Here is a 19,522-nt window from a genome sequence, read left to right as displayed (position 1 = left end):
GTACCGAACCGGGCGGACACCGACGCTCCGACACCTTCCGGCGGGTGACGCTGACCCGGGACCCAACGGGAGGCAGGATGTCGGGGTGGACGAACACGACATGCTGCTCTCCCCCGCCGGCGTCGACGCGCTGCGCACCGCACTGACCCGGACCGGATTCACCAGTCACGGCATCGCCGAGCGGCTGGGCGCCCAGGCGACCGCGGCTGTCGCCCGCAACGACTACCGGGCCGCGCTGCTGGCCACCGGGGACGGCGACCCGCTCGGCACCCTGATCCGGCTGTTCATCTGCGCCCAGACCGAGTCGGAGGTGGCGGTGACCGCCGCGCTGGCGCCACTGAGCCTGGCCGAGGCCCTGGCCGGCGGGCTGGTCGAGCGGTACGGCGACGGCCTGCGTGCCGGCATCGACCTGGAGCCGTACGGCGAGGACTGGTGGGTGCTCGCCGACGTGCCGGCCAGTGCCCGCCCGGGTCGCCCGTTGCACGCCGAGCACGTCCTCGGCGTCGGCGGGGCGACCCACACCCTGATCGGCGCGACAATGCGCCGGCCGGTCGACACCGCACTGGACCTGGGCACCGGCTCCGGCATCCAGGCCCTGCACCTGGGCACCCACGCCAGGTCGGTGACCGCCACCGACCTCTCCGAGCGGGCACTGCGCTTCGCCGCGACCACCGCCGCCCTCAACGGTCAGGACTGGGAGCTGCTCCGCGGCGACCTGGTCGCCCCGGTGGCCGGTCGGCGGTTCGACCTGGTGGTGAGCAACCCACCGTTCGTGGTCGGCCCGGGCACGACCACGCACGTGTACCGCGACTCCGGCCGGGTCGGTGACGCGATCGGCGCAGAACTGGCCGCCGCCGCCCCGGGCCTGCTCACCGAGGGCGGCACCATGCAGTACCTGGCGAACTGGGTGCACGTCGCCGGCGAGGAGTGGGACGAGCGGGTGGCCGGCTGGTTCGCCGGGACCGACCTGGACGCCTGGGTGATCCAGCGCGAGGTGGCCGACCCGATGGCGTACGTCGACCTGTGGCTCACCGACGTCGGCGAGACCGCCGACCCGCAGCGGATGGCCGCCTGGCTGGACTGGTTCGACGCGCACAAGGTGGAGGGCATCGGCTTCGGCATCGTGTCACTGCGTCGGAGCGGGCACGCCGACCCGGTGGTCCGGGTGGAGGATCTGCGCCAGCGGGTGCAGCCACCGCTGGGCGACCAGGTCGCCGCCTGGTTCGACCGCCAGGACTTTCTCCGGGTACGCGACACCGAGGCGTTGCTCGCCGAGCGCTACCGGGCCGCCGAGGGCCTCCAGCTGCGACAGGAGGCCACCATGGGCGACGAGGGCTGGGGGGTTAACCGGCAGGTCCTCGCGATGCCGCACGGCCTGCGCTGGACCGAGGAGATCGACCCGCTGGTGCTGGCGCTGGTCGGCGGCGCCGACGGCCGGCTGCCGCTGCGTGACCAGCTCGCCCTGCTCGCCGCCGCGCACGACGTCGAGCCCGACGAGATGGCCGAGGCCGCCGGCCCGATCGTGGCGCACCTGGTGGAGCGCGGCTTCATCGAGCCGGTGAGCGCCTGATGCGAGCGGTGGTGCAGACCGTCGGGCGGGCCAGCGTGACGGTGGACGGCGAGGTGGTCGGCGCCATCGAGAACGGCCTGCTGGTGCTGCTCGGCGTGACCCACTCCGACACCGCGGAGACCGCTCAGACGATGGCCCGCAAGGTGCACGAGGTACGCATCCTCGACGGCGAGCGGTCCGCCGCCGACACCGGCGCGCCGATCCTGGTGGTCAGCCAGTTCACCCTCTACGGCGACGTCCGCAAGGGCCGCCGACCGAGCTGGACCGCCGCCGCCCCCGCCGAGGTCGCCGAGCCACTGGTGACAGCGGTGGTCGACGCCCTACGCGAACGGGGAGCGAAGGTGGAGACCGGTCGCTTCCGCACCCACATGCTGGTGGAGAGCACCAACATCGGCCCCCAAACCCTCCTCCTGGACCTCTGACCAACAGCGGTGATCTGCCGGGTGGGGTTAGGAGAAGAGGCCTCGGCGGGACAGGGACTGGCGGAGCCAGTTGTCGAGTTCGGCGGTCCAGTCGGTGCGGTCGGCGGTGGCCTGATCGACAGTGAACCGGCCGAAGGCGTCCCGGCCCTCGGTGAAGACACCGCCGCGCTTGTCGACCTCCAGCACCACCTGCATCTGCTGCGCGTCGGCGATGAAGGTGACCTCCAACTGGTTGATCGAGCGGGCGTACTGCGGTGCCGGGCTGAACTCAATCTCCTGGTAGAACGGCAACGTCTGGCGTACGCCGTAGATGTGACCACGTTCCACATCGGCGCGCGCGAACCGGAAGCCCAGCCGCAGCAGCGCGTCCAGCAGTCGCTCCTGCGCCGGTAGCGGGTGCACCGACACGGCGTCCAGGTCACCCTTGTCGACCGCGCGGGCTACCTCCAGCTCGGTACGCAGGCCCATCGTCATTCCGTGCAGGTGCTGCCCGTACAGCTCGGTGACCGGTGTCTCCCACGGCACGTCGAAGCGGAACGGAAGGTCGTAGCGCTGCCCCGGCTCCAGCCGGAACGCGCCGGTGACCTGCTGGCGGTGGAACTCCTGAGTGGTGTCGTAGTCGTTGTCGCCGCTCTCCACCTCGACCCAGGTGACCAGGCCGAGGGCGACGTGGTCGATGTCGACCTGGTGGTCGCCGCCCAGCACCTGGATCCGGCCCTCCAGTTGGCCGCCCGGGCGGCAGTTCGCGTTGGCCAGCACCGTCTCCACCGACGGACCACCGACGCCCATCGCCTTCATGAGCCGCTTGAAGACCACACCGTCCTCCAACTGTCGTTTCCGGCCGACCAGAGATGGCCGGCCGTCCGCAACGTAGCCGGGGCGGGCAACCACACACTCCGGTGACACACCGCACCAGCGATCCGACGCGATTCCTGTCGGGTGCCCGATCGCCTCACTCCCGTTTTACGCCCCGCCCGCCAAGCTGTTGTTCACACCGGCGCCACTGGGCCGGGAACACGGCACCGACGTGGAAACGGGGAGAGACAGAGATGGTCCTTCAGATGACGGAACACCGGACGCGCCCGGCTACCACGACCGACACTGACGGAGCCCCCGAGGCCCTCGTCGACCTGGACGCCACCGACGAGCGCGGCATCTCCACCGACCTGGTCCGGGCTTACCTCAACGGAATCGGCCGGACGAAGCTGCTGACCGCCGCGCAGGAGGTCGACCTGGCCCGGCGCATCGAGGCCGGCCTGTTCGCCGACGAGAAGCTGGCCACCTGCACCCCGGTTTCCGCGGAGCTGCGAGCCGACCTGGAGCTGATCGTCGCGGAGGGTCGGGCGGCCAAGGACCACCTGTTGGAGGCGAACCTGCGGCTGGTGGTCAGCATCGCCAAGCGCTACACCGGCCGTGGCATGGCGTTTCTCGACCTGATTCAGGAGGGCAACCTCGGTCTGATCCGGGCGGTGGAGAAGTTCGACTACGCCAAGGGCTACAAGTTCTCCACGTACGCCACCTGGTGGATCCGACAGGCCATCACCCGCGCCATGGCCGACCAGGCCCGCACCATCCGCATCCCCGTGCACATGGTCGAGCAGGTCAACCGGATGGTTCGGGCCCGCCGCGAACTGGCGGTGACGCTGGGCCGCGAGCCGACGGTCGCCGAGGTGGCCCACGCACTGGAGATCCCCGAGATCCAGGTCATCGAGCTGATCTCCTACGACCGGGAACCGGTCAGCCTGGACCAGGCCGTCGGCGACGACGGTGAGAGCGCGCTCGGCGACTTCGTGGCCTCGGTGGACCCGCGCACCGAGCCGGGCGACGCCGCCGCCCAGGGCGAGCTGCGCAACGAGGTCAGCATCGTGCTCTCCACCCTGTCCCAGCGGGAACAGGCGGTCATCCGCCTCCGGTTCGGCCTGGACGACGGCCGCCAGCGCACCCTGGACGAGGTCGGCCGGGAGTTCGGCCTGTCCCGGGAGCGGATCCGGCAGATCGAGAAGGTGACGCTGCTGAAGCTGCGCGCCCCGGAGCGGGCCCAGCGCCTGGAGGCGTACGCCTGCTGACGCACCGGTTCCCACGGAAGGCCCCGGCGGTTCGCCGGGGCCTTCCGTGCTGTCGAAGTGCTTGACCGGCGACCCCATCCACGATAAAAACCATGTGGTTATAAAACCAGGAGGTTATACGTGGTGGGCACCGAACTGCTGGACGCGACCTTCGCGGCGCTGGCCGACCCGACCCGGCGGGCCATCCTCGCCCGGCTCGCGGCCGGGGAGGCGACAGTGACAGAGCTGGCAGCACCCTTCGCGATGAGCCAGCCGGCCATCTCCAAGCACCTCAAGGTGCTGGAACGCGCTGGCCTCGTCAGCCGGGGGCGGGACGCCCAGCGCCGACCCTGCCGCCTGGAGGCCCGACCGCTGCGGGAGGCGACAGCCTGGCTCGCCGACTACCGCGACTACTGGGCGGAAAGCTACCAACGCCTCGACGCACTGCTCGACGAACTCCAGTCCGTCGACCGCACCGGCACCGAGCGTCGACCCGCCAGACCGAACGGAACGGGCGGTTGACCAACCTCGATGATCCGCTCGTCGTCCACACCCCGGGTGATCGGGAGATCGTGTTGAGTCGGCTGTTCGAGGCACCGGCACAGCTGGTGTTCGCCGCCTTCACCCGACCCGAACTGCTGACCCGGTGGTACGGCGCGCGTGGCTGGAGGCTGACGGAGTGCGACGTCGACCTGCGGATCGGTGGACGGTGGCGGTTCGTGTCGCAGGGCCCGGAGGGTGCGCAGATGGTCCAGGCTGGGGTCTACCGGCAGATCGAGCCACCGCACCGGCTGGCCTGCACCGAGCTGTTCGACGACCAGTCCTATCCGGGCGAGACGCTGGTCAGCCACGAGTTCACCGAACTGGCCGGTCGGACGACGGTCACCACCACGCTGCTCTACGCCACCGCGAAGGGGCGGGACACAGTGCTGCGCTACCCGATGACCCGAGGGGTCGGGCAGAGCTACACGCGGCTCGCCGACCTGCTGCGATCCACAACGACGATACGAGGAGAGCAACCATGAACTGGACACTCGAAGTGGTGATCGTGCCGGTCTCCGATGTCGACCGGTCGAAGAAGTTCTACGCCGACCAGCTCGGCTTCACGGTGGACCACGACACCGTCATCAATGACGACGCGCGCATCGTCCAGCTGACGCCGCCCGGCTCGGGCTGCTCGATCGTGATCGGTAAGGGCGTCGTCCCGCAGATGGCGCCCGGCTCACTCAAGGGCCTGCAACTGGTGGTGCCCGACCTGAAGCGGGCCCACGAGGAACTGGTCGGGCGGGGTGTGGAGGTCAGCGAGATCCAGGTGGTGGGTCAGAACCCCCGGCCGGTGCCGGATCCGCTGGACAACGTCGGCTTCGTCTTCTTCGCCGACCCGGACGGCAACACCTGGGGCGTCCAGCAGATCTCCAGCCGCGCCTGACCGGGCACGCTCACAGGCGGCGGGGGCCGGTGTCCGGGCGGGCGACCACGCCACCCACCCCCACCTGCGCGTGCAGGATCGAGATGCCATCCGGGCGGGCGAGCACCGGGTTGAGGGTCAGCGAGCGCACCCGGGGCTGTTCGTCGGCGAGCTGACCCACCCGCAGCAGCAGATCGGCCAGGGCCGCACGGTCGACCGGCGCGGCCCCCCGGTGCCCGCGCAGCAGCGGCGCCGCCCGAGGCTCGTCAACCAGCTCGGCCGCGTCCCGGTCGGTCAGCGGCACCGCCCGCCAGGCCCGATCGCCGAGCAGCTCGGTGGCGACCCCACCCAGGCCGAAGCCGACCACCGGCCCGAACGCGGGGTCTTCCACCACCTCCACCACGCAGGCCACGCCGGGCGGGACCATCGGCTGGACCAGCGCGTCCGCGCCGAACGTCGCCGCCAGGTCGGCGTACGCCCGGCGGAGGGTCGGCTCGTCGGGCAGGTCCAGCCGGACCGCGCCGAGGTCGAGCCGGTGCCGCAGCCCGGGGGCGGCCGCCTTGAGCGCCACCGGGAAGCCCAGCCGCGCCGCCGCGTCGACAGCAGCGTCGACCGAGTCGACGGACACCGAGGCCACCACGTCGATGCCGTACGCGGCCAGCAGCGCACCCGGGTCGGTGGCGTCGGCCCGGAGCGCGGCCTGCGCGGCAGCCCGATCGAGGCCGGGCAGCTCCGGTGCCACCCCGGGCGGGCGGCGAAGCCACTCGGCGTAGCGGTGCGCGCGGGCGAGAGCGCGGACCGCCTCCTCCACGCCGCCGTACGCCGGCACCCCCGGGGGCAGCCGCCCGACCAGGAACGTCGCCACTGTCGGCTTGCCCAGCGCGAGGGCGGCCGGCAGCGCGGCGGTCACGTCGGCGTCCACCTCGGTGAGCTGGCCGGGTAGTGGCGGGGCGAAGACCACCACCAGGGCGTCCACCCGTTCGTCGGCGGCCGTCTCGGCGAGCGCGGCGGCGAACTCGGCGGCACCGGCGCTCGGCCCGACGTCGCGGGGGTAACCGTCGGCCACGCTCAGGCCGTGCCCGGCGCAGGCGGTCGCGGCGAGCCCGGTGAGGGCCGAGGAGTTGCCGACCACACCGACCCGGCCGCCGGCCGGCAACGGCTGGTTGGCCAGCAGCACACCCACGTCGAGCAGCTCCGGCACGGTGTCCACCCGAATCACCCCGGACTGGGCGAAGAGCGCCGCCACCGCCACCTCGTCCGGCCCGGCGGCGTCACCGACCCCGGGCGGGCGGGCCGGCGAGGCGAGCGCGACGACCGGTTTGGCGCGGCCGATCCGCCGGGCCAACCGGGCGAACTTCCGCGGGTTCCCGAAGGTCTCCAGGTAGAGCATGATCACGTCGGTGCCGGGGTCGTCCTGCCAGTACTGCAGGAGGTCGTTTCCCGAGACGTCGGCCCGGTTGCCGGCCGAGACGAAGCTGGACAGCCCGAGGCCCCGCCGGTCCGCCTCGGCGAGCAGCGCCACCCCGAACGCACCCGACTGGCTGAAGATGCCGACCCGGCCGGCCGGCGGCAAGGCCGGGGCGAGGGTGGCGTTGAGGCGTACCGTCGGGTTGGTGTTGGCCACGCCCAGGCAGTTCGGGCCGACGACCCGCATGCCGGCGGCGTGCGCCGCGCGGACCAGTGCCCGCTGGGTGGCCGCGCCCTCGGCGCCGGCCTCGGCGAAGCCGGCCGAGATGACCACCAGGCCGTGCACCCCGGCGGCGGCGGCGTCGGCGACCACAGCTGTCGCCGCCTCGGGTGGGACCGCCACCACGGCCAGGTCCACCGGCGCTCCGGCCTCAACCGCCGACGGGTACGCGGGCAGCCCCGCCACTGTCGACGCGCTCGGATGCACCGGCACCACCGCACCGGTGAACCCGCCGTCGCGCAGGTGCCCGAGCACCGCCGCGCCGACGCCCTGGCCGGTGGCGCTGGCGCCGTAGACGACGATGCCGCGTGGGGCGAGCAGCCGGGCAATTGAGCGGGCCTCGGTGCGGTGCTCCCGGCCGCGCTGCACCTCCAGGCTGGCCTCGGTGGGCGCGATGGGAAAGCTCAGGTGGACCACGCCGTCGGCGTACTCGCGCTGGACCTGGTAGCCGAAGTCGGCGAAGACCCGCAGCATCGTCCCGTTGGCCGGCAGCACCTCCGCGACGAAGCTCATGATGTCGTTGCGGCGGGCCGCGTCGGCCAGGTGCTCCATCAACACCGAGCCGATGCCACGCCCCTGGTAGGCGTCCTCCACCACGAAGGCCACCTCCGCCTCGGGTGCCTGCGGGCCGAGCCGCTCGTACCGGCCGACCGCGACGATCTGGTCGGCGGCCAGCACCACGAACGCCTCCCGGTCGTGGTGGTCCACTGTGACGAAACGGATCAGATCCCGCTCCGGGATGCGCGGGTACGGCGAGAAGTACCGCAGGTAGCGGGTGCGCTCGGAGAAACGGCTGTGCATCGCCACGATGCCCGGCGCGTCGGCCGGGTCGATCGGTCGCAACTGAACGGTGCTGCCATCGCTGAGCAGCACGTCGACCGGCTGGTTCACGGTCGTCACCGGAACGCCCTCCCCCGGCCCGGCTCAGTCCCGTGGATCGTGCGGGTCGAGCCCGAGCAGCGGGAAGACCGTCTTGCGGGTGGCCGCGATCGCCCGGTCCACCGCGTTCGGCTCACCGGTCGGCTGCCACGGCTCGTACGACGGGTCGGCGTCGTCGGTCATCCGCAGCGGCACCTCCCGGCCCAGATTTCGGGAGGCGACCAGGTCCCGCCACGCGGGTGGGGTGAGCGTGGCCGGATCGATCGGATCACCGGTGGCCACGGCCAGCAGGTGACTCCAGGCCCGGGGCACCACCTCGACGAGCGCGTACCCGCCGCCGCCGGTGGCCACCCACCGGCCGTCGCACAGCTCGTCGGCGAGCGCCCGCATCGCCAGGTAGGTGGCCCGCTGCCCGTCCACCGTCAGGTTCAGGTCGGCGAGCGGATCCAACCGGTGCCCGTCGGCGCCGCACTGGCTGACCAGCACCTGCGGCCGGAACGCGCGCAGCACCGACGGCACTATCGCGTGGAACGCGCGCTGCCAGCCGCTGTCGTCGACACCGGGCGGCAACGGCATGTTGACAGCGGTGCCCTGCGCACCCGGCCCACCCGTCTCGTCCGGGAAACCCGTGCCCGGGAAGAGCGCCAGCGGGGTCTCGTGCACGCTGACCGTCAGCACGCGCGGGTCGTTCCAGAAGATGTCCTGCACTCCGTCGCCGTGGTGCACGTCGACGTCCACGTACGCGACCCGCTCGGCGCCCAGGTCGAGCAGGCGGGCGATGGCCACCGCGGGGTCGTTGTAGACGCAGAAGCCGGAGGCTCGGGCGGACATCGCGTGGTGCAGCCCACCGGCCACGTTCACCGCCCGCCGGGCGTCGCCGCGCCAGACCGCCTCGGCGGCGGCCACCGTCGCGCCGGCGATGAGCGCGCTGGACTCGTGCATACCCTCGAAGACCGGGTTGTCGGAGGTGCCCAGCCCGTACCCGGCGAAGAGCGGGTCGCGCGGCGCGTTACGCACCGCGGCGAGGTAGGCCGGCGCGTGCACCCTGGTGAGCAGGGCATCGTCGGCGGGCTCCGGCTTGACCATGCGCACCCCGGGCCGACTCAGGATGCCCAGCTCGCGGGCGAGCGCGATGGTCAGCTCCACCCGGACCGGGTCGAGTGGATGGTCACCCATGTCGTAGGCGAGCAGCGACTCGTCCCACACCACAACCGTGTCGTCGGACATGAGCCCATCGTCGCACGAGGATCGGCGCCGGCCCACCGCACGCGCAGGTCAGCGGCCGGGTGTCGACCCGGAGGCGACCGGTCGGGCCGGGTCCGCCACCCAGTTGCTCCACGATCCAACGTAGAGCGCGGCGTCCGTGCGGCCGGCCAGGTGCAGCGCGAGCACCGCCTGGGCGGCGGTCACCCCCGAGCCGCAGTACGCCCCGACGGCCCGCCCCTCGGTCACCCCGGCGGCGGCGAACCGCTCGCTCAGCAGGTCGGCGGCCAGGAAACGGCCGTCCGGCCCGATGTACTCCCCGGCGGGCAGGTTCGCCGCTCCCGGCACGTGCCCGGCCACCGGGTCGATCGGCTCGACCTCGCCCCGGTAGCGGGGCGCCGCCCGTACGTCGAGCAGCACGGCGTCGTCCGCGGCGGCCAGCGCGGCGGCCTGCCCGGCGTCGAGCACCGGGAGGTCACCGGGGCGCACCACGACGTCACCGGGGGTCGGGGCGGGCGCGTCGGTGGAGACGGACCGGCCGGCGGCGACCCAGGCGGGGTAGCCGCCGTGCAGCAGGCGCACCGGCCGGTGACCCGCCCAGCGCAGCGTCCACCAGGCCCGCGCGGCGGCCATGCCGTCGCCGCCGTCGTACACCACCAAGGGGTGACCGGCGCGGACGCCGGCGGCCCGTAGCGCGGCCTGCAACGCGGCCGGGTCGGGCAACGGGTGCCGACCGCCGGTGCCCGGCACCCCGCAGAGCGCGGTGTCCAGGTCGACGAAGACCGCCCCGGGCAGGTGGCCGGCGACGTAGTCGTCGCGCCCGGGCGGGCCGATGAGCCGCCAACGGACGTCGAGCAGGGTGGGCGGATCGGCCTGGTCGAGCTCGGCGACGAGCCGGTCGACCTCGACCAACGGCTCCTGGGTACCGGACATGGCGACCATCCAACACCATCCGCGTAGACAGCACGCGGTTCGGCGAAGGTCACCAGCCGTTCCCCGAGGTAACATCGTGCACCGGAGGGCCGCTGATCTCATGAAGTCTCACGACCTGGTCGACACGACCGAAATGTACCTGCGCACCATCCTCGAGTTGGAAGAAGAGGGGGTGCCACCGCTGCGTGCCCGGATCGCCGAGAGGCTGCAGCAGAGTGGCCCCACAGTGAGCCAGACCGTCGCCCGGATGGAGCGCGACGGCCTGCTCACCGTCGAGGGAGACCGGCACCTGACGCTCACCGCCCTGGGTCGCGGCAGCGCCGTGTCCGTGATGCGCAAGCACCGCCTCGCCGAGCTGCTGCTGGTCAACGTCATCGGCATGCCCTACGAGGAGGCCCACGAAGAGGCCTGCCGTTGGGAGCACGTGATGAGCGACGCGGTGGAGAAGCGGGTCTACGACCTGCTCAACCGGCCGACCCGTTCCCCGTACGGCAACCCGATCCCCGGGCTTCAGGAGCTGGGTTCGCCGGCGGCGGAGACCACCGAGGCCGCCGAGGGCGAGCGCAACCTGGCCTTCCCCGGCCTCTCCGGGTCGGTCGTGGTGCGCCGGATCTGCGAGAGCGTGCAGAAGGACGCCGACGTGCTGCGCCAACTGCACGCCGCTGGTGTCGACCCGGGTGCCACGGTGACCGTGGCCCAGGAGCGCGACGGGGTGTCGATCGACCGCTCCGGTGACCGGGTGCGGCTGCCCCGCGAGGTCGCCTCCCGGGTCTTCGTCGCCGCCAACTGATCAATCGGGCACCCGGGCGTCACAACGCCCGGGTGTCCACCTTTTTCGCCAACGCCGTCAGGTCACCGGTCAGCTTCTCCACCGCCGAGCGCTCACTGCCACGGGCCGTGGTCCAGCTCACCGTGGCCAGCCGTCCGTCGCCGGCCAGCCAGCCCACCTCGGCGACCGGCCCGTGCCCGCTCGCCGCGGCGGTGGTCCGCTTGTACGCCTGCTGACCCAGCCCGGTGACCTTCGCCGCCTTGTCCGGCACCACGTCCGCGCCGAAGCTGGCCTTGTCGATAGTGGTCTCGGTCACGCTGAGTGTCAGCTCCGGCAGGGTGGCACCCGCGGCCCGGACCACACAGGTGTGGGTGTCGCCCTGTTCGCTGGCCGCCGCCACGTCGAAGCGGACCTTCACCACCTGCTCGATCACCGCGAAGTCCAGCAGACGGCAGGCACCGCCCGAGGAGGCCGCCGCCACGTCCACCGCGATCGGCACCGGCGGTGGCACCGCCGCCGGTTCCGCCTCGTCGGCACAGCCACTCACCAGCAGCCCGGCAAGCCCGGCGATCACGATCCGCCCGCGCACACTCCACCCTCTCGCCGACCGACGGCGGAAGGCGCCCGCCACATGTCCGTCGGACACCGTACGGGGTGTCGCTGTCGCGCGGAAGTCCTCGTCTACGCCTGTTCCGAGGGTGGATCGTCCACGTACGGACAGTGCCGGCAGCCGCGCCCGCAGCACGTGCCGCGGCGGGCCAGGAACCCGGCGCTGAGCACGAACAGCCCGCTCGCCGGGTCGAGGTAACCGGCCTCACCGGCGGCCAACGCGGCGGTGTGCGCGGCGAGGATCCGGGTTCGGTCGGGGTGTTCGGACGGCAGCCGGGACGGGTGCGGCTCGGTGAGCGGCCGGTCGGCCAGGGGTCGTCGCTCTCCGGTCACCCACAGCAGTCTAGGGACGGTTCGTGGTCGGCCTCCCGCCGCCTGGGATCCGGCGACATGCCCCGGCGTCGTCGCGGCGAGCGGTCGTTTCGTCGTACGGTCCGACGACGATCGGGTTTGACACCCGTCGACGCATACGGAGGGGAAACGATGCGAAAGATCGTTGTGCAGATGAGTCTGTCGTTGGACGGGTTCTTCGAGGGTCCGGGCGGCGACATCGGCTGGCACCAGGTCGACGAGGAATTGCACCAGCACTTCAACGATGTGATCGCCCCGATGGGCGGGTTCCTCAGCGGCCGGGTCAGCCACGAGCTGATGGCCGCCTACTGGCCGACCGCCGATCAGGACCCGACCGCCAGCGGCCCGGAGCGCGAGTTCGCCCGGATCTGGCGGGACATGCCGAAGATCGTCTACTCGCGCACCCTCGACCACGCCGACTGGAACGCCACTGTCGTGCACGAGGTCGACGTCGAGCAGGTCCGCAAGCTCACCGCCGAACCGGGCGGCGACCTGGCGCTCGGTGGGGCCGACCTGGCCGCGACGTTCGCCCGGCACGACCTGATCGACGAGTACCGGATCTACATCCACCCGGTGTTGCTCGGTCGGGGCCGCCGACTCTTCCCCGACGCCGAGACCCCGGCCGGTCTGCGGCTGGTGGAGAGCCGGGTCTTCGGCAACGGCGTGGTCCTGCTCCGCCACGAGCGGGTCCGCTGACCGATGATCACCACCTTCACCGCGATCGACGGGACCGCCCTCGCGTACCGGACGGTCGGAGTCGGAGACCCGCTGGTCTGCCTGCCGGGCGGGCCGATGCGCGACTCCGCGTACCTCGGTGACCTCGGCGGTCTGCGCGCGCACCGGACGCTGGTCATCCTCGATCCGCGAGGCACCGGTCGTTCGGCGGCACCGGCGGACGTCTCGACGTACCGCTGCGACCGCATGGTCGACGATGTGGAGGCGCTGCGCGGGCATCTGGGCCTCGACCGGCTGGATCTGCTCGGGCACTCTGCCGGCGCCAACCTGGCTCTGCAGTACCTGACCCGGCACCCCGATCGGGTGGGCCGACTCGCGCTGGTCAACCCGAGCATCCGAGCGGTCGGGCTGGAGGTGACCGCCGCGCAGCGCCAGGAGGTCACCGAGGCCCGGGCCGGCGAGCCGTGGTTTCCGGTGGCAGCGGCGGCGTTGGAGTCCATCCTCTCGGGTCGGGCCGGGCCAGACTCCAAGCAGGAGATCGCGCCGTTCTTGTACGGCCGGTGGGACACGGCCGCTCAGGTCCACCAGGCCGCGGAGTCCGGTCAGCGCAACGAGGAGCTGGCAGTGATCTTCAGCTCCGAAGGTGCCTTCGATCCGCCGGCCACCCGTGCGGCGCTCGCCGCACATCGAGGCCCGGTGCTGCTGCTCGCCGGCGCGGTCGACCTGGCCGCACCGCCGGGCCTGGTGACCCGGTTCGCCGAGCTGATCCCCCGCGCCGAGCTGGTAGTTCAGCCGGGCGGCGGGCACTACCCATGGCTGGACGACGCCGAGGCGTTCACCGCGACGGTCGCGGCGTTCCTCGCCGGTACGGATGGTGCTTGAGTCTCCACCGGGGGGAGACGCGAGGGTGGGGGCATGAGCGGGCAGACGTTTCACACGATCGGCGACCTGGCCCGACGGACCGGCCTGAGCGTCAAGACCATCCGGTACTACGCCGACAGCGGGGTCGTACCGCCGACGGACCGGAGCCCGGCCGGATACCGGCGGTACGGCCCGGCGGCCGTGGCCCGGTTGGAGCTGGTTCGGACGCTGCGTGACCTGGGCCTGGACCTGGCCACCATCCGGCGGGTGGTCGATCACGAGGTACCCCTGCCCGAGGTCGCCGCCGCGCACGCCGAGGCGTTGGCCGTGCAGATCCGGGTGCTGCGGCTGCGCCAGGCGGTGCTCACCGCCGCGGCGAGGCGTGGGTCGGGCCCGGCCGAGGTGGACGAGCTGCACCGGCTGGCCCGGCTCACCACCCGGGAACGGGGGCAGTTGGTGGCCGACTTCCTGGACAGCGTCTTCGCCGGCCTCGGCGACCGGCCCGCATACCCGGGTGTGATCGTCTCGATGACACCTGAGCTTCCCGACGACCCCAGCACCGAGCAGGTCGAGGCGTGGCTGGAGCTGGCCGAGCTGTGCCGGGAGCCGGAGTTCCGGGCCCGGATGCGGCGGCTGGCGCGACAGCACGCCGCCGACCACGACGTCCCGGGGCTGCCCCGCCCGGACGCCGTCGCGGTGGTCCGGGACGCGGTGGCCCCCGCCCTCGCCGCTGGTCTCGACCCGGGCAGCCCGGACGCCGATCCGGTGGTCGCAGCCGTCACCAGCCGATACGCGAGCCTGCACGGTCACTCCGACGAGGGCGACCTGCGTCGGCGGTTGCTCGAACGGCTGGTGGCGGCCAACGACCCCCGCCGGGACCGCTACCTCGACCTGTTGGCGGTGCTCAACGGCTGGTCCGCCGGCGACGCGACGGTGCCAGCGGTGGACTGGTTCATCCGGGCCCTGCGCCACCGGATGCCCGAGCCGGCTCGTTGAGCTGACCGCGTCGAAAGAGCGGCTTGGTGACGTCAGCCGAACCAGGTCAGCGCCTGGCCGTGGCCTCTGGCCCAGGCCAGCGGCTTTCCGTCGAGGGCGAGGACGTTGTGCAGCACGTCGCTCGGTGGGTCGGGCAGCCCGTCGTACCGGAGCACCTCCGGCCCCTCGTTCGCCACCCAGTGCCCCGGCAACTCGCGGACCAACCGGACGAACGCGTCGCGGCGCGGGGGCGGCACCTGATAGAGCACTGACGTGTGGAAGACCACCAGCGTCGCGTCGGCCGGCGCCCGCGCGGCCAGCGCCGGCAGGTCGTCCACCAGGTCGCCGCGGACCAGCAGCGGCGGGTCGGCCGCGGCGACCGCCGCCGCGGCGCGCAGCCGGGCCCGCCGGTGGGCGTGCTCCGGCCAGATCAGCGCGTCCAACCAGGACACGTCGTCGCTGTCGGTCACGTCGAGCGGGTTGAGGTCCAGGCCGGCCCGCCACACCACCTGGGGTACGCGGGCCGGCGGCGCCAACCCGTCGGCCGCGCAGTCGAGGACCAGCTCACCGGAGCCGACCCGATGGTCGCCGTAGCGGTACGCGTACCGGTCGGGGTAGAGGCAGAGCCCGGCCGACGCTCCGACCTCCAGCAGGGCGAGGGGCTGCGGCAACGCGGCGAGCACCGGCAGCAGGACCGCACACCGGCCCGCCTCGTTCGTCTGGGTCGCCCGGGTGAGCATCTGCGTCTCGATGGCCGGCCAGTGCGTCACCACGTGGTCGTGGAACGCGGCCGGGTCGTCGACCGGGCCGCCGAGCCAGCGAACGACACCGAACAGGAGATTCGGCTGCCGCTTGGCCGGCGGAAGCCCGTCGAGCAGGGTGAGCAGGTCGTCGTCGCGGGCGACGGCCTGCGACAGGCGCTCATACGTGGGCGACACCCCGCGCGCCTCGCGGCTGCCGAACTCGGCGTACGTCTCAGCGGTCGTCATGCCTCATCGTCGCAGCCCATTCCTCGGTATTTCAGCCCCCGTTCCCGTGCGTTGGCTCACCCGCCTCGTAGAGTGCTGCGGCGGCTGGACCGCTGAGCAGCAGCTCAGCGGGGTCGAGCCGGGGCAACGGGGAGGAACGTGTCGTGCGGGGTGACGGTATCCGGGTACTGATCGTCGGCGGAGGTGTCGCCGGACTGGCGACGGTGGCCGCGCTACGCGAGTGGGGTGCGACTGTCGACGTGGTCGAGCGGGCACCCGGGCCGACCGACTCCGGCACCGGCATCTACCTCACCGGCAACGCGACCCGGATGCTCGACGTACTCGGTCTGGCCGAGCCGGTCGCCGACGTCTCCGTGGAGATCACCCGGCAGCGCAGCGCCAACCAGCGCGGACGTCGCCTCTTCGACATCGACGTGGCCGCGCTGTGGCAGGGCGTCGGGCCGTGCGTGTCGCTGCCCCGGGCGCAACTGCACCGGGCGCTGCTCGCCGGCGTCGGCGACACCCCGATCCGCTGGGGCCGCCAACCGGTCGCGCTCCTTGCGGAGGGCGACCAGGTCGCCGTCGAGTTCGACGACGGTGCCACCGAACGGTACGACCTGGTGCTCGGCGCGGACGGAGTTAACTCGACGGTCCGCCGGCTCGCCTTCGACGGCCAGGCCGCCCGCGACCTCGGCCAGTACGCGTACCGGTGGGTCGCTCCCCGCGTCGACGACGAGCCGGTCTGGTCGGTGCAGTTGGGGCGCGGTCGGCAGTTCCTGACCATCCCGATCAGCGCCGAGCAGACGTACTGCTACTACAACGACGGCCCGGTGGCCGACCGGCCCGGCTGGCGCGACGAGCTGGCAGCGACGTTCACCGAGCCGGTGGCCACCATGCTCAAGGCCCTCGACTACGACGACAGCACCCTGCACGCCGGGCCGAACCAGGAGGTCGTGCTCGACTCCTGGTCCCGGGGGCCGGTGCTGCTGATCGGCGACGCCGCCCATGCCACCTCGCCGAACATGGCCCAGGGCGCGGCGATGGCAGTGGAGGACGCGGTCGTGCTCGCCTCGTCGTTGGCCACCGCCGGGTCCATTGCCGAAGCCCTGCGCGGGTACGAGGCGCGGCGCCGCCCGCGTACCGACTGGGTGCTCAGCCAAACCCATCGCCGCGACAAGGCCACCGGGCTCCCGCCCGCGCTGCGCGACCTGGTGATGCGCCACCTCGGCGAGCAGATGTTCCGGTCGAATTACAGGCCCCTGTTCGTCCAGCCCTGACCGGCCGGATGCAGCCGGGCGAGCGCATCGCCGCTCACGGCAACTGGCCCGGCCGGTCGACGATTGCGATGCGGAGTAGCGCGACAGAGTCGTACAGGGACTCCTTGCCGTCGCGCACCACCGTCCCACGACGGCCGAGGAAGACGTGGGTGTCGCGGTCGAAGAGGAAGTCCTCGTTGCCACCGATCACGCCGGGCATCCGGATCGCCACCCCATGCCGACCGGCGGCGTCCACCACGTCGCCCGATATGACGACCGCTCCGGGCTCCCGTGCCAGCAGTTCGAACAGCGCCGCCAGCGCTCGGGGTGGCACGTAGCCGCGGAGCATCCACCGCGCGGTGGTGTACACCATGCTCTCGTCCCCGTAGAGGGCCTCCTCGTCGGCTCCTTCGGGAAGATGCAGGTCGACCGGGTTTTCCCGAAGGTGTCGCAGCAGCTCGTCCGGATCGGTGGGGAGGTCGCCGTGGTACGCGGGCGGCTGGAACGCGTCGAGGTCCTTAGTGGGATCGGCGGCATCGCCCATCCGGAGCACCCGCAGCTCGCCCCACCCGTTCGGGTCGCTCTCCGGTCGGTAGCGTCCCTGCGTGTACGCGACTCCGCCGGCCGACTGCCACAGTTGGTTCCGTGTGGTCTGGTAAGGGCCGCTGTCTGGCAGGTCCCGGATCGTCACCAGGGATTCCGTGAAGACGTACTGATCGGGTCGGGCGGTGAGCTCCGGCTGTTGCCGGGCCGCGTCGGCCGCCAGATGGAAGATCTCCGACGCGCTGGCCGTCGGCGGCGGCTGGTCGCCCACCCTGATCGTCTGGACCGCCAACGCACCGGCGGTCAGCGTCACCGCCAGCCCGAACGCTCCGACGAGGCGCCAACCGCGCAGGAACCGGGTACGTCGTCCGGCGGGACGGGCCGCCGACGCCACCTCGGCCCGTTGGGCCACGTGTGCTGTCAGATCCCTGAGGAGCTGCTCCTCGAAACCCTGCGGCGACCGTTCCGTCTCGTTCATCGTCATCTCCGTCTCCTCAGGCGAGGGTGGTGACCGGGCGGGCGAGCACGGCGCGGACGACGCGGCGGGCACGATGCAGGCGGACCCGAGCGGCGACCGGTGACATCCCGAGCACAGTCGCCGCCTCCGCGATGGTGAGGCCGTCCACGGCGACGAGTTCGACGAGCGTCCGGGTGCCCTCGGGCAACTCGCTCAGCGCCCCATGGGTGCGGCGAGCCGCCGACTCGGCGTCGATCCGCTCCTCGATCCGGGCGATGTCATCGAGGCCGAGGTCCCGTCGTCCGGCCAGTCGGCCGGTGACCCGCAACCGTTGGGCCGCCCGACGCCGCTCGTCGCCGATGACGTTGCGGGCCACCCCGTACAGCCAGCCGATCTGGCTACCCCGCTCCGGCCGGTAGCCGGCCGCCGACTCGATCACCGCCAGGAACACGTCGGCGGTCAGGTCGGCGGCGAGGTGTGGGTCGTCCACCCGCCGTGCCACGAACCGACCCACCGCCTCGAGGTGCCGTCGGTAGAAGACCTCGAAGGCCACCGGATCGGCTCCGATGCCCGAAATGTCATCATCGGCTCGGCTCGGCTCATTCACAGGCCGTCCTCCCTCGTAGCCTTCACACCCCTTCTTCGTAAGGCGGGGCACGAGTGTTACCGAACTGGCCGCCGGGCTTCCATCGGCGGCACCATCCCGACAAGCGGTATACCTCAGGGTCATAAATATGACCGTGAGGTATATCGATGGTCGGCAGCATGCCCCGGTGCGGCCGGCCCGGCGCTGGCGGCGGCGCTGCTGGTCCAACTGGGCAACCGCCCTGGTGATGCGGCATTATCGAAGCACCGGCGACTGGCGGCACGGGGATGGTGGAACCATCGGGGAGCCTCTCGCGGGCGTCGACCGCCTGGGCGCCTGCGTCGAGGAACCGTCATGACCACGACCAGCGAATCCACCGAGCACCACACCCCGACCGGCACGGCCCGACTCCTGCCAGGTGCACCCGTCGCCGAAGCCGTCCTGGCCGAGACCGCCGACGCGGCCGCCCGCCTGCGCAGCCGCGGCATCACACCGAGCCTCGCCACCATCCTCGTCGGCGACGACGACGCCAGCGCCGGCTACATCGCCATCAAGCAGCGTCAGGCCGCCGCGCTCGGGTTCGCCTCCCCGCACGTGCACCTGCCCGCCACCGCCACCCAGGCCGAGCTGCACCAGGCCATTGCCCGATTCAACAGCGATCCAGCCGTACACGGGCTGCTCGTGCAGTACCCAGTGCCGGGGCATCTGGACTACGACGCGGCGCTGCAGACCATCGACCCGGACAAGGACGTCGACGGGATGCATCCACTGAACATGGGGCGTCTCGCCGTCGGCCTGCCCGGCCCGCTGCCATGCACCCCCGCCGGCATCGAAGCCCTCCTGGCGTACTACGAGATCCCCGTCGCCGGTCGTGAGGTCGTCATCCTCGGCCGCGGTGCAACTCTTGGCCGCCCCCTGGCCATGCTGCTCGCCCAGAAGCGCCCGACCGCCAACGCCGCCGTCACCGTCGTACACACGGGCGTGCCCGACTGGCCCCGCTACACCCGCCGCGCCGACATCCTCGTCGCCGCCGCCGGCGTACCCGGGATCGTTCAACCTGAGCACGTCAAGCCCGGCGCCGTCGTCATCGGCGCCGGCGTCCGCTACGACGGGCGGCGGCTCCTGCCGGACGTGGACGAAGCGTGCGCCGAGGTCGCCGGCGCCATCACCCCCCGGGTCGGCGGGGTCGGTCCGACCACCGTCGCGATGCTGTTCCGCAACGCCGTACGCGCCGCCGAGCGAGCGAACCAGTAACCAGCGGAGGGCGGAAACGCCGCGAGCGCGGCAGGTGGTCCCTGCCGCGCTCGCGGGTGGTGCGGTGGTAC

21 protein-coding genes and 1 riboswitch are annotated in these 19,522 nt (G+C 72.4%); of the genes, 12 read left to right on the top strand and 9 right to left on the bottom strand.

From position 1 onward, the window contains the following. Positions 1 to 85: 85 nt before the first annotated feature. Complete coding sequence (locus MED15_RS22590; protein ID WP_181541691.1) at positions 86 to 1,570, top strand: DUF7782 domain-containing protein; 1,485 nt, start codon at positions 86 to 88, stop codon at positions 1,568 to 1,570. Beyond that, a complete protein-coding gene (gene dtd, locus MED15_RS22585) occupies positions 1,570 to 1,992 on the top strand; it encodes a D-aminoacyl-tRNA deacylase (RefSeq protein ID WP_112586732.1) in 423 nt (140 codons plus the stop codon). Before MED15_RS22590 ends, dtd begins: the two co-directional genes overlap by 1 nt. Before the next feature lie 27 nt (positions 1,993 to 2,019). On the opposite strand, the gene MED15_RS22580 is transcribed toward dtd, so the two are convergent. Beyond that, positions 2,020 to 2,808, bottom strand: a complete 789-nt coding sequence (locus MED15_RS22580) for a sporulation protein (protein ID WP_112736997.1) — start codon at positions 2,806 to 2,808, stop codon at positions 2,020 to 2,022. Positions 2,809 to 3,041: 233 nt separating this feature from the next. Between MED15_RS22580 and sigB the strand changes: the two genes are divergently transcribed. The 4 genes from sigB to MED15_RS22560 all read left to right on the top strand — a co-directional run bounded on the left by sigB (position 3,042) and on the right by MED15_RS22560 (position 5,466). Further along, positions 3,042 to 4,058 carry an RNA polymerase sigma factor SigB gene (gene sigB, locus MED15_RS22575; RefSeq protein ID WP_112736871.1) on the top strand — a complete coding sequence of 339 codons (1,017 nt, stop codon included), beginning with the start codon at positions 3,042 to 3,044 and terminating at the stop codon, positions 4,056 to 4,058. 123 nt (positions 4,059 to 4,181) lie between these two features. After that, positions 4,182 to 4,559, top strand: coding sequence for an ArsR/SmtB family transcription factor (locus MED15_RS22570; protein ID WP_112586796.1), 378 nt, complete (start codon positions 4,182 to 4,184; stop codon positions 4,557 to 4,559). Then, positions 4,556 to 5,062: an SRPBCC family protein gene (locus tag MED15_RS22565; protein ID WP_112699324.1), complete on the top strand. Its 507-nt coding sequence runs from the start codon at positions 4,556 to 4,558 to the stop codon at positions 5,060 to 5,062. Before MED15_RS22570 ends, MED15_RS22565 begins: the two co-directional genes overlap by 4 nt. After that, a complete protein-coding gene (locus MED15_RS22560; protein WP_112736869.1) occupies positions 5,059 to 5,466 on the top strand; it encodes a VOC family protein in 408 nt (135 codons plus the stop codon). Before MED15_RS22565 ends, MED15_RS22560 begins: the two co-directional genes overlap by 4 nt. Before the next feature lie 10 nt (positions 5,467 to 5,476). Here MED15_RS22560 and MED15_RS22555 read toward each other — a convergent pair whose 3' ends face one another. The 3 genes from MED15_RS22555 to MED15_RS22545 are packed head-to-tail and all read right to left on the bottom strand — an operon-like array spanning position 5,477 to position 10,147. Next, the gene (locus tag MED15_RS22555; protein ID WP_112736867.1) at positions 5,477 to 8,032 is read right to left on the bottom strand and encodes a bifunctional acetate--CoA ligase family protein/GNAT family N-acetyltransferase; all 2,556 of its coding nucleotides are present in this window, start codon (positions 8,030 to 8,032) and stop codon (positions 5,477 to 5,479) included. 24 nt (positions 8,033 to 8,056) lie between these two features. Continuing rightward, the gene (locus tag MED15_RS22550; protein ID WP_112586724.1) at positions 8,057 to 9,238 is read right to left on the bottom strand and encodes an acetoin utilization protein AcuC; all 1,182 of its coding nucleotides are present in this window, start codon (positions 9,236 to 9,238) and stop codon (positions 8,057 to 8,059) included. A gap of 48 nt (positions 9,239 to 9,286) precedes the next feature. After that, positions 9,287 to 10,147 (bottom strand): sulfurtransferase, encoded by an 861-nt coding sequence (locus tag MED15_RS22545; protein ID WP_112586794.1) that lies wholly within the window; start codon positions 10,145 to 10,147, stop codon positions 9,287 to 9,289. Between the two features lie 100 nt (positions 10,148 to 10,247). Between MED15_RS22545 and MED15_RS22540 the strand changes: the two genes are divergently transcribed. Further along, the gene (locus tag MED15_RS22540; RefSeq protein WP_091400569.1) at positions 10,248 to 10,937 is read left to right on the top strand and encodes an iron-dependent transcriptional repressor DtxR; all 690 of its coding nucleotides are present in this window, start codon (positions 10,248 to 10,250) and stop codon (positions 10,935 to 10,937) included. 19 nt (positions 10,938 to 10,956) lie between these two features. Here the strand turns inward: MED15_RS22540 and MED15_RS22535 are convergent, their stop codons facing one another. Beyond that, positions 10,957 to 11,505 (bottom strand): hypothetical protein, encoded by a 549-nt coding sequence (locus MED15_RS22535; protein ID WP_091400566.1) that lies wholly within the window; start codon positions 11,503 to 11,505, stop codon positions 10,957 to 10,959. Between the two features lie 92 nt (positions 11,506 to 11,597). Next, positions 11,598 to 11,858, bottom strand: coding sequence for a DUF5522 domain-containing protein (locus tag MED15_RS22530; protein ID WP_112699321.1), 261 nt, complete (start codon positions 11,856 to 11,858; stop codon positions 11,598 to 11,600). A 150-nt stretch (positions 11,859 to 12,008) separates the two neighbouring features. Between MED15_RS22530 and MED15_RS22525 the strand changes: the two genes are divergently transcribed. Genes MED15_RS22525 through MED15_RS22515 form a run of 3 tightly spaced genes read left to right on the top strand, consistent with a single transcriptional unit; the run spans position 12,009 to position 14,408 of the window. Further along, complete coding sequence (locus tag MED15_RS22525) at positions 12,009 to 12,572, top strand: dihydrofolate reductase family protein (protein WP_112604469.1); 564 nt, start codon at positions 12,009 to 12,011, stop codon at positions 12,570 to 12,572. A gap of 3 nt (positions 12,573 to 12,575) precedes the next feature. Beyond that, positions 12,576 to 13,433, top strand: coding sequence for an alpha/beta fold hydrolase (locus MED15_RS22520; RefSeq protein WP_112736865.1), 858 nt, complete (start codon positions 12,576 to 12,578; stop codon positions 13,431 to 13,433). 33 nt (positions 13,434 to 13,466) lie between these two features. Continuing rightward, complete coding sequence (locus MED15_RS22515) at positions 13,467 to 14,408, top strand: MerR family transcriptional regulator (protein ID WP_112699319.1); 942 nt, start codon at positions 13,467 to 13,469, stop codon at positions 14,406 to 14,408. A 32-nt stretch (positions 14,409 to 14,440) separates the two neighbouring features. Here the strand turns inward: MED15_RS22515 and MED15_RS22510 are convergent, their stop codons facing one another. Further along, complete coding sequence (locus tag MED15_RS22510; protein ID WP_112604478.1) at positions 14,441 to 15,376, bottom strand: DUF2332 domain-containing protein; 936 nt, start codon at positions 15,374 to 15,376, stop codon at positions 14,441 to 14,443. Positions 15,377 to 15,519: 143 nt separating this feature from the next. Here MED15_RS22510 and MED15_RS22505 point away from each other — a divergent pair, with 143 nt between their 5' ends. Continuing rightward, the gene (locus tag MED15_RS22505) at positions 15,520 to 16,632 is read left to right on the top strand and encodes an FAD-dependent monooxygenase (RefSeq protein ID WP_244220543.1); all 1,113 of its coding nucleotides are present in this window, start codon (positions 15,520 to 15,522) and stop codon (positions 16,630 to 16,632) included. Positions 16,633 to 16,666: 34 nt separating this feature from the next. Here the strand turns inward: MED15_RS22505 and MED15_RS22500 are convergent, their stop codons facing one another. Then, a complete protein-coding gene (locus MED15_RS22500) occupies positions 16,667 to 17,638 on the bottom strand; it encodes a CU044_5270 family protein (RefSeq protein ID WP_112725297.1) in 972 nt (323 codons plus the stop codon). 10 nt (positions 17,639 to 17,648) lie between these two features. Next, a complete protein-coding gene (locus tag MED15_RS22495) occupies positions 17,649 to 18,218 on the bottom strand; it encodes an RNA polymerase sigma factor (RefSeq protein ID WP_208646707.1) in 570 nt (189 codons plus the stop codon). A 238-nt stretch (positions 18,219 to 18,456) separates the two neighbouring features. Further along, a riboswitch (ZMP/ZTP riboswitch) is annotated at positions 18,457 to 18,538 on the top strand. Positions 18,539 to 18,551: 13 nt separating this feature from the next. Between MED15_RS22495 and MED15_RS22490 the strand changes: the two genes are divergently transcribed. Further along, the gene (locus MED15_RS22490; RefSeq protein WP_112725299.1) at positions 18,552 to 19,451 is read left to right on the top strand and encodes a bifunctional 5,10-methylenetetrahydrofolate dehydrogenase/5,10-methenyltetrahydrofolate cyclohydrolase; all 900 of its coding nucleotides are present in this window, start codon (positions 18,552 to 18,554) and stop codon (positions 19,449 to 19,451) included. The last annotated feature ends 71 nt before the right edge of the window (positions 19,452 to 19,522 follow it).

It is taken from the genome of Micromonospora noduli (assembly GCF_003264475.1).
Classification (GTDB): Bacteria; Actinomycetota; Actinomycetes; order Mycobacteriales; family Micromonosporaceae; genus Micromonospora; species Micromonospora noduli.
Note: the sequence above shows the minus strand (reverse complement) of the source record. Positions and strands in the feature narration are given on the sequence as shown.

Bases quoted from the DNA above. Each gene is read 5' to 3' on its own strand.
- dtd (WP_112586732.1), top strand. From the start codon at position 1,570: ATGCGAGCGGTGGTGCAGACCGTCGGGCGGGCCAGCGTGACGGTGGAC.
- sigB (WP_112736871.1), top strand. From the start codon at position 3,042: ATGGTCCTTCAGATGACGGAACACCGGACGCGCCCGGCTACCACGACC.
- MED15_RS22560 (WP_112736869.1), top strand. From the start codon at position 5,059: ATGAACTGGACACTCGAAGTGGTGATCGTGCCGGTCTCCGATGTCGAC.
- MED15_RS22550 (WP_112586724.1), bottom strand. From the start codon at position 9,238: ATGTCCGACGACACGGTTGTGGTGTGGGACGAGTCGCTGCTCGCCTAC.
- MED15_RS22545 (WP_112586794.1), bottom strand. From the start codon at position 10,147: ATGTCCGGTACCCAGGAGCCGTTGGTCGAGGTCGACCGGCTCGTCGCC.
- MED15_RS22540 (WP_091400569.1), top strand. From the start codon at position 10,248: ATGAAGTCTCACGACCTGGTCGACACGACCGAAATGTACCTGCGCACC.
- MED15_RS22525 (WP_112604469.1), top strand. From the start codon at position 12,009: ATGCGAAAGATCGTTGTGCAGATGAGTCTGTCGTTGGACGGGTTCTTC.
- MED15_RS22520 (WP_112736865.1), top strand. From the start codon at position 12,576: ATGATCACCACCTTCACCGCGATCGACGGGACCGCCCTCGCGTACCGG.
- MED15_RS22515 (WP_112699319.1), top strand. From the start codon at position 13,467: ATGAGCGGGCAGACGTTTCACACGATCGGCGACCTGGCCCGACGGACC.
- MED15_RS22510 (WP_112604478.1), bottom strand. From the start codon at position 15,376: ATGACGACCGCTGAGACGTACGCCGAGTTCGGCAGCCGCGAGGCGCGC.
- MED15_RS22500 (WP_112725297.1), bottom strand. From the start codon at position 17,638: ATGACGATGAACGAGACGGAACGGTCGCCGCAGGGTTTCGAGGAGCAG.
- MED15_RS22490 (WP_112725299.1), top strand. From the start codon at position 18,552: ATGACCACGACCAGCGAATCCACCGAGCACCACACCCCGACCGGCACG.